The 13,875-nt window shown below is 35.5% G+C and carries 15 protein-coding genes and 1 riboswitch; of the genes, 9 read left to right on the top strand and 6 right to left on the bottom strand.

Going from position 1 to position 13,875, the window contains the following annotated elements:
• Window positions 1-31: 31 nt before the first annotated feature.
• A riboswitch (yybP-ykoY riboswitch) is annotated at window positions 32-204 on the bottom strand.
• 38 nt (window positions 205-242) lie between these two features.
• The 5 genes from BWGOE10_RS06465 to phaQ form a co-directional block, all read right to left on the bottom strand.
• The gene (locus BWGOE10_RS06465) at window positions 243-1,562 is read right to left on the bottom strand and encodes a TrkH family potassium uptake protein (RefSeq protein WP_070141388.1); all 1,320 of its coding nucleotides are present in this window, start codon (window positions 1,560-1,562) and stop codon (window positions 243-245) included.
• Window positions 1,563-1,675: 113 nt separating this feature from the next.
• Complete coding sequence (locus tag BWGOE10_RS06470) at window positions 1,676-1,861, bottom strand: alpha/beta-type small acid-soluble spore protein (RefSeq protein WP_000241212.1); 186 nt, start codon at window positions 1,859-1,861, stop codon at window positions 1,676-1,678.
• 142 nt (window positions 1,862-2,003) lie between these two features.
• Window positions 2,004-2,447, bottom strand: coding sequence for a MaoC family dehydratase (locus BWGOE10_RS06475; protein ID WP_001067911.1), 444 nt, complete (start codon window positions 2,445-2,447; stop codon window positions 2,004-2,006).
• Window positions 2,448-2,548: 101 nt separating this feature from the next.
• Entirely contained in the window at window positions 2,549-3,073 is a 525-nt protein-coding gene (phaP, locus tag BWGOE10_RS06480) for a polyhydroxyalkanoic acid inclusion protein PhaP (RefSeq protein WP_002149654.1), read from the bottom strand.
• A 42-nt stretch (window positions 3,074-3,115) separates the two neighbouring features.
• Window positions 3,116-3,568: a poly-beta-hydroxybutyrate-responsive repressor gene (gene phaQ / locus BWGOE10_RS06485; protein ID WP_000903018.1), complete on the bottom strand. Its 453-nt coding sequence runs from the start codon at window positions 3,566-3,568 to the stop codon at window positions 3,116-3,118.
• A gap of 198 nt (window positions 3,569-3,766) precedes the next feature.
• Between phaQ and phaR the strand changes: the two genes are divergently transcribed.
• The 5 genes from phaR (at window position 3,767) to BWGOE10_RS06510 (ending at window position 8,975) form a co-directional block, all read left to right on the top strand.
• Window positions 3,767-4,249, top strand: coding sequence for a polyhydroxyalkanoic acid synthase subunit PhaR (gene phaR, locus BWGOE10_RS06490; protein ID WP_000566956.1), 483 nt, complete (start codon window positions 3,767-3,769; stop codon window positions 4,247-4,249).
• Window positions 4,250-4,401: 152 nt separating this feature from the next.
• Complete coding sequence (locus BWGOE10_RS06495; protein WP_000250406.1) at window positions 4,402-5,145, top strand: acetoacetyl-CoA reductase; 744 nt, start codon at window positions 4,402-4,404, stop codon at window positions 5,143-5,145.
• A gap of 83 nt (window positions 5,146-5,228) precedes the next feature.
• Window positions 5,229-6,314 (top strand): class III poly(R)-hydroxyalkanoic acid synthase subunit PhaC, encoded by a 1,086-nt coding sequence (phaC, locus tag BWGOE10_RS06500; RefSeq protein ID WP_000206840.1) that lies wholly within the window; start codon window positions 5,229-5,231, stop codon window positions 6,312-6,314.
• 94 nt (window positions 6,315-6,408) lie between these two features.
• Window positions 6,409-7,602 carry an NAD(P)/FAD-dependent oxidoreductase gene (locus tag BWGOE10_RS06505; RefSeq protein WP_070141389.1) on the top strand — a complete coding sequence of 398 codons (1,194 nt, stop codon included), beginning with the start codon at window positions 6,409-6,411 and terminating at the stop codon, window positions 7,600-7,602.
• A gap of 23 nt (window positions 7,603-7,625) precedes the next feature.
• Entirely contained in the window at window positions 7,626-8,975 is a 1,350-nt protein-coding gene (locus BWGOE10_RS06510; RefSeq protein WP_070141390.1) for a TrkH family potassium uptake protein, read from the top strand.
• A 39-nt stretch (window positions 8,976-9,014) separates the two neighbouring features.
• Here the strand turns inward: BWGOE10_RS06510 and BWGOE10_RS06515 are convergent, their stop codons facing one another.
• Entirely contained in the window at window positions 9,015-9,398 is a 384-nt protein-coding gene (locus BWGOE10_RS06515; RefSeq protein ID WP_070141391.1) for a DUF3905 domain-containing protein, read from the bottom strand.
• A 97-nt stretch (window positions 9,399-9,495) separates the two neighbouring features.
• Between BWGOE10_RS06515 and BWGOE10_RS32775 the strand changes: the two genes are divergently transcribed.
• The 4 genes from BWGOE10_RS32775 to BWGOE10_RS06530 all read left to right on the top strand — a co-directional run bounded on the left by BWGOE10_RS32775 (window position 9,496) and on the right by BWGOE10_RS06530 (window position 13,735).
• A complete protein-coding gene (locus BWGOE10_RS32775; protein WP_171903095.1) occupies window positions 9,496-9,651 on the top strand; it encodes a hypothetical protein in 156 nt (51 codons plus the stop codon).
• Window positions 9,652-9,879: 228 nt separating this feature from the next.
• The gene (locus BWGOE10_RS06520; protein ID WP_070141392.1) at window positions 9,880-10,956 is read left to right on the top strand and encodes a putative 2-aminoethylphosphonate ABC transporter substrate-binding protein; all 1,077 of its coding nucleotides are present in this window, start codon (window positions 9,880-9,882) and stop codon (window positions 10,954-10,956) included.
• A gap of 19 nt (window positions 10,957-10,975) precedes the next feature.
• A complete protein-coding gene (locus BWGOE10_RS06525; protein ID WP_070141393.1) occupies window positions 10,976-11,977 on the top strand; it encodes a putative 2-aminoethylphosphonate ABC transporter ATP-binding protein in 1,002 nt (333 codons plus the stop codon).
• Complete coding sequence (locus BWGOE10_RS06530; protein WP_070141394.1) at window positions 11,978-13,735, top strand: putative 2-aminoethylphosphonate ABC transporter permease subunit; 1,758 nt, start codon at window positions 11,978-11,980, stop codon at window positions 13,733-13,735.
• Window positions 13,736-13,875: the final 140 nt, after the last annotated feature.

Below are 13,875 nucleotides of genomic sequence, written 5' to 3' on the forward strand. Positions count from 1 at the left end.
CCCACTGCTTAGTTTCTCCATACTCCTGCGCATCAACGGTGGAAGAAATTTGAAAACAAAAAAGACCTCTGCCGTTGATAGGCAAAGGTCTTGCTAGACATATGTAATGAAAATGCCAACAAAGCCGGAAGAACTAAGTTCTACGTAATGACGACTTTGTTTCCAAGAAATAGTTCTTGGACGCTACTCCCCTTTGGAGATATGCTATTGTATTCTCATTATATGGATAATTTATACGGTTGTCAACCTGTTAAAATATCTTCGTTTGGATATTTTATTTTTCTTTGTTTTTTACGTGCAAATGAAAAGGCTAATGTTAAAGGCCCCATCTTTCCAAAAAACATCATAAAGATAATAATTGTTTTGCCGATGATTGTTAAGTGTGGCGTCAAATTCATGCTAAGGCCGACAGTTCCAAATGCTGAAAATACTTCAAAAGCACTCATTAATAAAGGAACTCGCTCAGTGATGCTTAAAATTAAAATGGAAAGAAAAATAAACGAAATTGAAATAATAGTAATCGTTAATGATTTGACAATGAGTGTATCTTTAATAGATTTTTTAAACACTACTATATCATCTTGTTCTTGTAAAAATTTAAATACGCCTAAAAACATAATTAAAAAAGTTGTTAACTTAATCCCACCACCAGTAGAAGCACTACCAGCACCGATAAACATAAGAAGCATCATTAATAAAAGAGAAGGTTTTGATAATGCAGAGATATCAACAGTATTAAACCCGGCAGTGCGCGTCGAAATCGCTTGAAAATAAGCAGCCATACCTTCTTCAAATGGTGTAAAATCTCTCATAGAAATTGAATTATGAAACTCGAATATGAAAATAAAAACTGTAGCAATAATATTGACGATAAGAGTAGAAGAGAGCATAAGTTTTGAGTGCAAAGTAAGGTTTTTAAAGTTTTTCTTTCTTTTTATATCTACGATAACCGTAAAACCAATCCCACCTAAAATAATGAGGGAAGAAATAACGAGATTGACGAGAATGCTATGGGAGTGCGACATTAAATTATCGCTCCACACAGAAAACCCAGCATTGTTAAAGGCTGAGATAGAATGAAAAAAGCTGTAATATATCCCTTTGGCAATCCCGTATTTTGGTACCCATTCAAAGGAGAGAAATAAAGTGGCAATACATTCTACAGTAAAAGAAAATAAAAATAATGCTTTTGCAAGACGAATGATTCCGCCGACATTTGTTTGGTTTAATGCTTGTTGTAATAAAATTCTGTTTTGAAGACCAATTTTTCTGCCGAGCATAATTGCGATTAAAACAGCAAAGCTCATAATGCCAAGCCCGCCAACTTGTATAAGTGTTAAAATGACACATTGGCCAAATAAGGTAAATACTTTACCAGTGTCCACAACACCAAGCCCTGTAACCGTACAAGCAGAAACCGTTGTAAATAAGGCATCGAGCCATGAAATAGACGTTGTTGTAGCAATTGGCAATTTCAATAGGCATGTACCGATAATTGATAACATAATAAAAGACAAAGTAAGAACACGGGGAGGACTCATGCTAATGTTAATCCGTTTCATTTTACATATCGTTCCTTTCGATTTGCTCTTACTAGTATGTGAAGAAGCACTATTATGTATGTTAAAAAAGAAAGAGGCAGAGAATATCTGCCTCTAAGCCATAGGTTATATAGTTATCCGCGTAATTGTTGTTGAGCTAAAGCAACAAGACGTTTCGTTACTTCACCGCCAACTGATCCGTTAGAACGAGATGCTGTATTAGATCCTAAGCTTACACCGAATTCTTGTGCGATTTCATATTTGAATTGTTCAAGTGCTTGCTCTGCACCCGGAACTAGTAATTTGTTTGTTTTCACCATGTTGATACACATCCTTAAAGAGTAATCCAGTTTAGCTAAGTGCTATCTGGTAACGTTATTTTATGTGTAAACGACGTACTCATACACGGAAGTAAACGGTGTGATTAGAAGTTCTTGGATAGAAAAAAGAGTAGCAAATTTGCTACTCTTTTTTCAGTATTGTCGCTGTACCTTCCACGACAATATCATCAGATTGATTATATATGTTCGTTTGCAGTGTAATAATTTTTTTATCGTCCCGTTTTTTAATAACTTCTGCCACAACGCGAAGTGTATCACCGATTTTGACAGGAGCACGGAATGAAACGTTTTGTGATAAATAAATCGTATTTTTGCCGGGGAGTTTCGTTCCAAGAATGGTAGAAATAAAACTTGAAACGAGCATGCCATGGGCAATACGTTCTTTGAACATTGTCGTTTTTGCGAAAGAGTCTAGAATGTGAATAGGATTTACATCTCCAGTCAATTTTGCAAAATTGATAACGTCCTCATCCGTAATTTTTTTTGTAAGTGATGCTTGATCACCGACTTGAATCTCATCGTAACGAAGCTCTGGAACAGTTTGTGCTTCTTGAAATGGATTCATTTTGTCCTCCTTCTTTTCCATATCGAAAAATGTAAGCCATCTTGATGTAGTAGGAGGAAGAAAGAGTTTTGTTTGTGCTGCAGTTAGTTGCCACATTTTTCTTACTTGATGGAAGTAAATAGATTTTTTGAGTTTGCCTCGAACTGCTTTGCGAGTTCTAGTTGTTTGGACTTGAACTCTCCCAAAAAAACTTCTAACTGTTTTTGAACCTCTTCACGTTGCGACTGTTGTTGTTCGATAAAGTGTTTTGTTGTTTCTTCAAATTGGCCGCTAGTTTGAGTAAGAATAGACAAAGATGTTTTCGTAGGCGAAACAGTAAGTTGGTGCATTTGATTAGAAAGCTCATTCCACTTTTCTTGCCATTCGTTAATTTGATCATTTAAGGAGTTTCCAGTTAATTGCTTCACATAGTCTGTATATTGGTTATTGAACTGAGCAGTGAATTGGTGTAGTTCTTTTTCTAGTTCATCTACTCCTGATGTTAATTTATGCAAAGCGTCTTGTTGTTGTTTTAACGTTTCTAAAGTAAGTTGCTCTAATTGTTTCCCAGCTGAAGAGAAGAGGGAAAGAGATTGAGACCAGTTTTTCCAAAATGCATCGACTAATTCGTATGGCTTAGTTTCCATTGTTTGACCTCCAAATGTTTTTTTGCATATTGTGAACGCAGATTACTCTGCTGTACCACCAGGTGAAGATGAAGAATCCTTTTCATCCTTTTCTGGAGAAGTAGAAAATGGAAAGAATGCATTGGTGTATAACGTGAAAAACGTCCGCAACATATTTTGATAATGTTCAAAAGAAGTCGCACATGTTGTTAAATATTGCTCTCCATATTCTGTTAAAGAATAAATTCGTTTCGCTGGCCCGCCTTCGCTTGTATCCCAAGTAGAAGAAATAAGATTTTCTTTTTCTAATTTGCGTAGTGTCCTATACACATTACCTTGGTCAACAGAAGAAAAGCCGATGTCCATTAGCATTTGAATAAGTTTGTAACCATGAAGACTCCAGTCTTTTAGACAGAGAAGTAAGAAAGGAACTAAGAAGTTTTTTGGCATGGAGTTTGGTTGTTTCGCTTGGTTTTTTTCCAAACTTTCTGGGTGTTCTGGTTCATTATGTAGCATGATTGTGCATCACCTCATGAATCAGTTAGATGGAATTTTTTGCTTATAAGTGCAATTTACACCTATCTGTTTTTAATGTCAATACATTTGTTAGAAAATAAAGAAAAATAAAATATATACTTGAAGTTTTATTCGGAATATTAGAAAATAGTGAATAGGTTGAATTGTTTCAAAAACGAAAAAGGGAGTGTAGGCGAAGTGATTGATCAAAAATTCGATCCATTGCAAGCATGGAAAAATGCTTATGAACAAACCGAAACATTTTGGGGAAAAGCGCTCAATGAAACAATTAAAACAGAAGAATATTCTGCTTGGATGGGCAGCGTTCTAGATTTGAATTTGTTTTATCAAAAAGCATTAAATGATACGACAAAAAATTATTTAGAGCAGGTGAATGTGCCGACGAGAGAGGATATCGCTAGAGTAGCTACGCTTGTTATTAACTTAGAAAATAAAGTTGATAACATCGAGGAAATTCTAGAAGAGAAAGTGGATTCATTAGGACAAGCTCCTACATTAAAGCGTGATGTTACGAAAGTAAAACAAGATATGCGCACGTTAGAAACGAAAGTTGATCAAATTTTAGAATTGCTAGAAAAGCAAAATGCAGTACTAGCTAAACTACAAGTACCTGTAAAAGAAGAAGTAAAGCCTGTAAATAAGCCAGAAAATAAAAAATGATAATCGCGTTTGTTTATAACGTGTAAAAGAGAGAGGGAGAATCTCTTTTCATGTATAAACAACGAAACATAATTAATATATGGACTCAATTAGTATGAGTACCAAAATGATTCATAACAATCGTTCACAAATTCATTTAAGGGGGAAAAGAAATGGTTCAATTAAATGGCAAAGTAGCAATCGTAACAGGTGGGGCAAAAGGAATTGGAAAAGCAATTACAGTAGCATTAGCAGAAGAGGGAGCAAAAGTTGTTATTAACTATAACAGCAGTAAAGAAGCAGCTGAAAACTTAGTAAATGAATTAGGAAAAGAAGGACATGACGTTTATGCAGTTCAAGCGGATGTTTCTAAAGTAGAAGATGCAAACAGACTTGTAGAAGAAGCTGTGAATCATTTTGGTAAAGTTGATATTCTTGTTAATAATGCTGGTATTACAAGAGATCGTACATTCAAAAAATTAAATCGTGAAGATTGGGAGCGCGTAATTGACGTGAACTTAAGCAGTGTATTTAATACGACAAGCGCGGTACTTCCATACATATCGGAAGCGGAAGAAGGAAGAATCATTAGTATTTCTTCTATTATTGGCCAAGCTGGTGGATTTGGACAAACAAACTACTCAGCAGCAAAAGCAGGTATGCTAGGATTTACAAAATCATTAGCGTTAGAACTTGCAAGAACAAATGTAACTGTAAACGCAATTTGCCCAGGATTTATTGATACTGAAATGGTAGCAGAAGTACCAGAAGAAGTGCGTCAAAAAATCGTTGCGAAAATCCCGAAAAAACGTTTTGGTCAAGCTGATGAAATTGCAAAAGGTGTAGTATATCTATGCCGTGACGGTGCGTATATCACAGGTCAGCAATTAAACATTAACGGCGGATTATACATGTAATGAAGTAAGAAAAAAGTGCATATCCATAGCAGGAATGCACTTCTTTTTTTAGAAAGAAATTGACCAAAAAGGAGATAGAAAAAATGACTACATTCGTAACGGAATGGGAAAAGCAATTGGAGTTGTACCCAGAAGAATATCGTAAAGCATATCGCCGTGTGAAAAGAGCGAGCGAAGTTTTATTACGCGAGCCAGAACCACAAGTTGGTTTAACACCGAAAGAGGTTATTTGGACGAAGAATAAAACGAAGCTTTATCGTTACATTCCAAAACAAGAAAAAACACAGAGAGTTCCAATCTTATTAATATACGCTCTTATTAATAAACCGTATATTATGGATTTAACTCCAGGTAATAGTTTAGTGGAATATTTAGTAGATCGTGGTTTTGATGTGTATATGCTTGATTGGGGCACATTTGGTTTAGAAGATAGTCATTTGAAATTTGATGATTTCGTGTTCGATTATATTGCAAAAGCAGTGAAAAAGGTAATGAGAACTGCAAAATCGGACGAGATTTCTTTACTTGGTTATTGCATGGGTGGAACGTTAACATCTATTTATGCAGCGCTTCATCCGGACATGCCAATTCGTAACTTGATTTTTATGACAAGTCCTTTTGATTTCTCTGAAACAGGATTATACGGTCCTTTATTAGATGAGAAATATTTCAATTTAGATAAAGCGGTTGATACATTCGGAAATATTCCGCCAGAAATGATTGATTTCGGAAATAAGATGTTAAAACCAATTACAAACTTTGTCGGCCCATATGTTGCTTTAGTCGATCGTTCAGAAAATGAGCGCTTCGTCGAAAGTTGGAAATTAGTTCAAAAGTGGGTAGGCGATGGTATTCCGTTCCCAGGTGAATCTTATAGACAATGGATTCGTGATTTTTATCAAAATAATAAATTAGTGAAGGGTGAACTCGTTATTCGCGGACAAAAGGTAGACCTTGCAAATATTAAGGCGAATGTCTTAAATATTTCTGCGAAACGTGATCACATTGCTCTGCCATGTCAAGTAGAGGCTTTACTTGATCATATTTCTAGCACGGATAAACAGTATGTATGTTTACCGACAGGACATATGTCTATTGTGTATGGTGGAACGGCTGTAAAGCAAACATATCCGACGGTTGGAAATTGGCTTGAAGAGCGTTCTAATTAAAGAGAAGAAATCCAACTAGCTTATGTTAGTTGGATTTTTTTATGGAAAATGACGAAACATAGGAAGGAGAAAATTACATGGTAGGAGTATAATTATGAAGCTTATGACTGGTAAGTTGTTTTGGAGTGCTGGAGTTTCTGTGCCTTGTTATCCAACGTTAGAAAATGATATGATATGTGATGTACTAGTAATTGGAAGTGGAGAAGCAGGTGCTCATATAGCGTATTCGTTAGCTAAAATTGGAATGCGTGTTATGCTCATTGAAAAAAGAGCAATTGCATGTGGTAGCACAGCTGCAAATACAGGATTATTACAATTTGTTAATGATAAATCGTTAACCTCTCTTATTCATACATTTGGTGAAGAGAAAGGGGTACGAGCATATAGGCTTTGTTATGAAGCGCTGCAAACAATGGAGAAGGTTGTGCCAACTCTCGATATTGATCCCCATTTTATTCCGCGAAATAGTTTGTATTATGCAAGTAGAGATGAGGATATTTCATTTTTACAAGAAGAATATAATACGTTACGCCATTATGGATTTCCGGTTGAATATTTTACAGGGTCTGATATTAAGAAACGTTATTCATTTGCAAAACAAGCAGCGTTATATACAAGCGGTGATGCAGAAGTGAATCCGTATTTATTAGCGCATAGTCTTTTGCATAAAGCGAAACAAATGGGCGCTACTATATATGAACATACAGAGGCATTACATATTAAACAAATCCAAAATGATTTAATTTGTTACACGAATACAGGAAATAAAATCGTAGCAAAGAATGTTATTATGGCGACAGGTTATGAAGCAATTTTTGGAAAGAAAGAAAAAAATACAACAGTAGAAACGTCTTATGCCGTTGTGACAAATAAGATAGATCATTTTGAAGGCTGGCATGAGCAATCATTAATTTGGGAAACAGCACGTCCATATTTGTATTTTCGAACGTATCAAAACCGCATTATTGTAGGCGGATTAGATGAGGCGCTGAAAATTCAAAAAATCGGCGATACGAAATTATTGCATAAGCGTGATCTCCTTATTAACATTGTAAAAGAGATGTTCCCGCAGTATAAAAATATACAGGCAGAGTACTATTGGGCAGCTGCATTTGGTGGCAGTCATGACGGTCTTCCTATTTTAAAAGAAGATAAAAAAATACATAATTTATATTACGCATTGCCGTATGGGGGAAATGGAACTGTATACGGAATGGTATTTGCGAAACTATTTCAGCAGTTATTTACAAATGAAGAAAGTGATGATTTTTCTTTATTTAATCGATAGAAAAAAGGTAGCGAAGTGATGGAATGAGAGATATAAAAAAGTTTTTACAAAAGTTACGTCCCGTGCAACTTATCGTTGTATTTTATTTACTAGCGGTAGTTGTATCGGTAATTTTACTTAGTTTACCGTTTGTTACGAAGCCTGGCGTGAAATGGACATTTATCGATGCGCTTTTTACATCAGTTAGTGCCGTAAGTGTTACAGGACTTTCTGTTGTTACGATTTCAGATACATTTACTACGGCAGGAATTATTGTTTTAGCTCTGATTTTACAATTAGGTGGATTAGGAATTATGGCACTTGGTACATTCGTTTGGATTATAACGGGTAAAAAGATTGGTTTGCAGCGAAGAAGGTTAATTATGGCAGACCATAACCAAGGGAATTTATCGGGCCTTGTAGAATTGATGCGTTCTATTTTAATTGTAATTATTTCGATAGAACTCATTGGAGCAATACTGTTAGGTACAAGATTTTTACTATATTTCCCGACTTGGCAAGAAGCTTATTTTCACGGTTTCTTTGCCGCTGTGAGCGCAACAACGAACGGAGGATTTGATTTAACAGGACAATCACTTATTCCGTACAAAAAAGATTATATTGTTCAAATAATCCATATGTTGCTTATTATTTTAGGAGCTATCGGTTTCCCAGTGTTAATGGAAGTAAAACAATTCCTTAGTAAAAGGCGACAACAACTATTTCGCTTTTCATTATTTACAAAATTGACGACAACGACATTTTTTGCGCTTGTTTTCGTTGGAACAATTATGATTTTTCTATTAGAACGAAATCATTTTTTAGTAGGAAAGTCATGGCATGAAACTGTATTTTATACATTATTCCAGTCTGTGACGACGCGAAGTGGTGGACTTGCTACAATGGACATACGTGAATTATCACAACCAACGCTTTTATTTATGAGTATATTAATGTTCATTGGAGCATCTCCAAGTTCAGTTGGGGGCGGAATACGTACAACAACATTTGCAGTTAGTATATTATCGTTATATACATTTGCAAGAGGCGGGAGAACAGTCCGTGTTTTCAAACGTCAGCTACATGAAGAGGACGTGTTGAAAGCATCTGTTGTTATGACAATGGGGATTTTATTATGTGCCTCAGCGCTATTTATTTTATCCATTACGGAAAATGTGCCACTTATGAGTTTAATAGTTGAAGTTTGTTCTGCTTTCGGGACGACAGGACTATCAACAGGTATTACTCCAGAGTTAACAACTGTTGGTAAACTTGTACTCATTGTACTTATGTTTATCGGACGCGTCGGTATTTTAACATTTATATTAGCTAGTGGTGGAAGAGAACAACCACCTCGTTATAAATATCCGAAAGAGCGAATTATTATTGGATAGTATGAAACCATTCTACCTGCGTTAGGTAGAATGGTTTTTTTAATCGTTAATTCCAAATTGAGGATGCATAAAAGCATCATTTTTGTTATCAGCTTCGTTTTTTAGTAGTTCTTGATTTTCTTCTGAAATCCACCCAATATCATTTGTAGGATGAATCCATTCTTCCCCAGCCATAGTGGCAGGGTCTACCTCATCACTCCAATTATTAAGAGGACTATTAGTGGAATCGTATTTACTGTCTCCAATTACAACATCGTATTGATTAATAAAAGGTTGTTGCATTTGTTTTCCTGTTCCTTTAAAAGAGGGAAAGTTCATTTGATGAGGGAGCGTTTCGTCTAAAATTGGCGATTGGATCGTTTCTTTCTCCTTCAAAGTAATCGCTCCTTTTTGTAATGGCTTGTTCGTATGTAGTATTTCCATATATAAGCTCTTATGTACTTGTTAACACTTCCCAGTAATAATTACTGTAAGTTGTTTCAAACTAGAATAGAAAGTTATTTAGTGAGAGCAGGTGAGTATGTTGGTAAAAAGAAAAGTAAAACAAAATGCAGCAATTAATAATAATAAAACTCCGAAAGAAAGCTTACCAGATGTAGAATTCGCATTAGAGTATGAAGGAGAAAATAGTGCGAAGTACGCAAATCGTAATTCAAAAAAAGGTAAACAAAAATGAGGCGTTTTTTACAAACGCCTCATTTTTTTGTGGGATTATAAAGCTTTTTTTAATTATTTGTAAATTTCACGTTTGATATTAGCAGAAAAATGCGAAAAAACATAGAAGTAGCAACGTATTACACAAAAACAAACAACAAACAAAAGATTAATGTTGGTTTAATACTGCTTTTACACTAGTTGTTTATATTAGAGTTGTACATAAGATTTGTAAAAGGAGAGAGAAACAGTGAAAAAAACAATCTTTAAAGCTGTAGCAACTGGAATGGTATTTTCGTTATTAATGGGGTGTGGTGCAAAGAAAGAAGAAAGTGCTGGAGCAAAAGTAAAAGATGATAAATTATCTGGATCATTAACTGTTTACACAGCGATTGAAGAAGAGCTTGTACCGATTTATCTTGATTCTTTTAAACAGAAGTACCCAGACGTGAAGTTGAACATTGTTCGTGATTCAACAGGAGTTATTACAGCGAAATTGCTAGCTGAAGGGAAAAATACACAAGCAGATGTTGTATGGGGAACTGCAGCGTCTAGTCTATTAGCTTTAGATAAAAAAGATATGTTAAAAGGATACTCTCCAAAAGGAGCGGATCGCGTTCTTCCGCAATTTAAAGACGATAAGCAACCTGAAAAATGGGTAGGTAATACGGCATTTATGACGGGGATTGCTGTAAATAAAGAAGAATTGAAGAAGAAAAATTTACCGATGCCAGAATCATATGAAGATTTAACGAAACCAGAATATAAAGGAACGCTAGTTATGCCGCATCCGGCTTCTTCTGGAACAGGATTTTTAACAGTTTCTGCATGGCTACAAATTATGGGAGAAGATAAGGGCTGGGATTACATGAAGAAACTTCATGATAATATGGCATCTTATACTCATTCAGGTTCAAAACCAGCGAAATTAGCAGGCGCGGGTGAATATCCAGTTGGTGTATCAATGGTTTATAGTGCTTTGAAAGAGAAACAAAAAGGTGCACCAGTTGAAGTTGTACTGCCGAAAGAAGGATTAGGCTGGGAAGTAGAAGCGAATGCACTTATTAAAAAAGATAATGCTAAAAATGATAAATTAGCGCAAGCATTTTTAGATTGGGCAATTACAGATGATGTAATGAAGTTATACTTCGAGAAAAATGGATTTGCGACAATTAAAAATGATTATAAACTTCCAGATGGATTCCCTACAGACGTAACAGAAAAGCTATACAAAAAGAATGACTTTAAATGGGCAGCAGAAAATCGCGACAAAATTTTAGAAAAATGGGAAAAAGAGTTTGGCCAAAAAGCAGAACCGAAAAAGTAAGTGAGTGGGAGAGAGAAAAATGAGCGAATATTTATCAATTCAACACATTCAAAAACAGTTTGATGCATTTACAGCGTTAAAAGATATTTCTTTTACTGTGAAAAAAAATGAGTTTGTATGTTTATTAGGCCCAAGTGGTTGTGGGAAAACAACATTGCTTCGAATTTTAGCAGGGCTAGAAGAGGCAACAACAGGTAGTATAGCTGTGGATGGAAAAGATATTACAGCATTACCTCCTGGAAAGAGAAACTTTGGAATGGTGTTTCAATCGTATGCATTATTTCCGAATTTAACAGCACTTGAAAACATTGCATATGGCTTAAAGACAAAAAAATATGGAAAAGCAGAAGTAAAAGAGAAAGCGCTATTGGCGTTAGAACTTGTTGATTTACTGAATGTAAAAGATAAATATCCTGCTCAAATGTCTGGTGGACAGCAGCAGCGAGTAGCACTTGCACGTGCGCTCGCTCTGTCTCCCGATATTTTGTTACTTGATGAGCCGTTATCTGCTTTAGATGCAAAAGTGCGTGAAAAGTTGCGTAGAGAAATGCGTGATTTGCAAGAAAAAGTGGGAGTAACAACTATTATGGTAACGCATGATCAAGAAGAGGCATTAACGATGGCTGATAAAATTGTTGTAATGAATCATGCGGAAATTATGCAGATTGGAACACCAGAGGAGATTTATCAAAGACCAGCCAATCCGTTTGTGGCAGATTTTATTGGTTCTATTAATTTCTTTTCGAAAAATAACGAAGAACATGCAATTCGTCCTGAACATGTAACTATTGTACAAAATAATGGTATTAAAACAGTTGTAGAAAGCATGGAATTTCGCGGATCTGTATACCGGACGGAAGTGCGGATCATAGAAGAGAAAACACACCTTTATAATGAGAAAATTGTAGTGGATATATTGGCATCAGAAGTAGAGGAAACTGCTATTAGAAAAGGAAAGCCAATTCAAATCTCTTTCTCAGAAAATCATATGTTGTCATATGGAAAGAAGGGCATTGTATAGATGGAGATGTTAGAAAACTTTAAGGCAGAAAGTACGAAAAAAAAGATTAAGAGACGTATCGGTAAAGAAGAGTGGATACAAAGACTATTAATTATTGGTATGCTTCTTTCATTTTTTATCATGCTTGTATTGCCTTTATTACAACTGTTTACACAAGCCTTTTATGATAAAGATGGAGCTTTTGTTGGTGTTGCGAATTTCAGTAAATATTTCACAACACCAACGCTAGTTCAATCACTACAAAATACGATATGGATTTCGGGCGCTACAACAATTATTTCGGTTACACTCGCTTTCGCTTACGCATATGCGATCGCTCGTACAAATGTTTTTGGAAAGCGCATATTTCAATACATAGCATTATTACCATTATTCGCACCAACGATGATGCACGGTATTGCGCTTACATATTTATTTGGTAATCAAGGGTTAATAACGAAAGGGATGTTTGGTTTATTTGAAGGAATACAAATACCGTTATACGGACCAGTAGGAATTGTAATGGCTGAAGTTATGTATACATTTCCGCAAGCATTTCTTATTTTATTAATTGCTTTCCAAGGTTCTGATTATCGTTTATATGAAGCTTCTAATATGTTAGGTGCAAATAAAGTGAAACAGTTTCTTACGGTTACTTTACCTAGTGTGAAATACGGATTAATTAGTGCGATGTTCGTTGTATTTACACTTAGTTTCACTGATTTTGGGGCACCTAAAATTGTTGGTGGACAATATAACGTACTTGCTACTGACGTATATAAGCAAGTAATTGGACAGCAAAATATGTCCATGGGCGCAACTGTAGGAATGATTTTATTAATCCCAGCTATTTTCGCATTTGCAGTTGATCGTATTACGCAAAGAAAACAGGCGAATCTCTTATCTTCAAAAGCAGTGCCTTACAGAATAATAAATAATAAGAAAAGAGATGTTATTTCATTCGTATATTGTAGCGTAGTTACGTTTATGATCATTCTTTTATTTGTGGCAGTTGGTATTGCTGCAAGTGTGAAAGTATGGCCATATAATATGAGTTTTACACTTGAGCATTTTAATTTTTCAAGTTTGACAGGAGACGGAATTGAAGCATTTAAAAATAGTGTAATTGTCTCAGCTATTACGGCAGTTATCGGGGCGATTTTAACATTTGTGTTCGCTTATGCGATTGAAAAAATAGAACAGCTACAGTTTTTCAGAAAAGCAGGTTACTTTTTCTCTATTGTACCGTTAGCGATTCCTGGATTAGTACTTGGATTAGGATATGTCTTTTTCTTCAGTCAACCAACAATTCAAATTCTAGGACTTTCAGTAACAAATCCGTTTCATTCCTTATATGGCACAATTGCTGTTTTAGTATTAGTAAATATCATTCATTTTTACTCTGTAACGTTTGTTACCGCAACGACTGCTTTAAAGAAACTAGACCGAGAGTTTGAACTTGTTTCACAGTCGATGAGCGTACCGTTTTATAAAACTTTCTTTCGAGTAACAGTGCCGATGTGTTTACCAGCTATTTTAGAAATGGTTATGTACTATTTCGTAAATTCAATGGTAACTGTCTCGGCAGTAGTGTTCTTATATGCGGCGGATTTTAAACTAGCTGCTGTATCAATTGTAAATATGGATGATGCAGGAAATGTAGCACCAGCAGCTGCAATGAGTGTACTTATTGTTGTTACAAATATTGTAGTGAGAGTTGTATATGAATGGGGAACGAAAGCACTTCGTAACCGAACGTCACAATGGCAAAAAAGATAAAGTGAACCTTTAATCAGTGGGGGTTTTGTTCATCCCCCACTGATTAATAGTTGAACCAATCGGGCGTTTACGGGCAGTTGATCTCCCACATAACTTCTTTGCACCAGCCGAATTTTGAGGGAGGAGTCTTACTGCCCGGC

It is taken from the genome of Bacillus mycoides, assembly GCF_001757995.1.
GTDB lineage: Bacteria > Bacillota > Bacilli > Bacillales > Bacillaceae_G > Bacillus_A > Bacillus_A mycoides_B.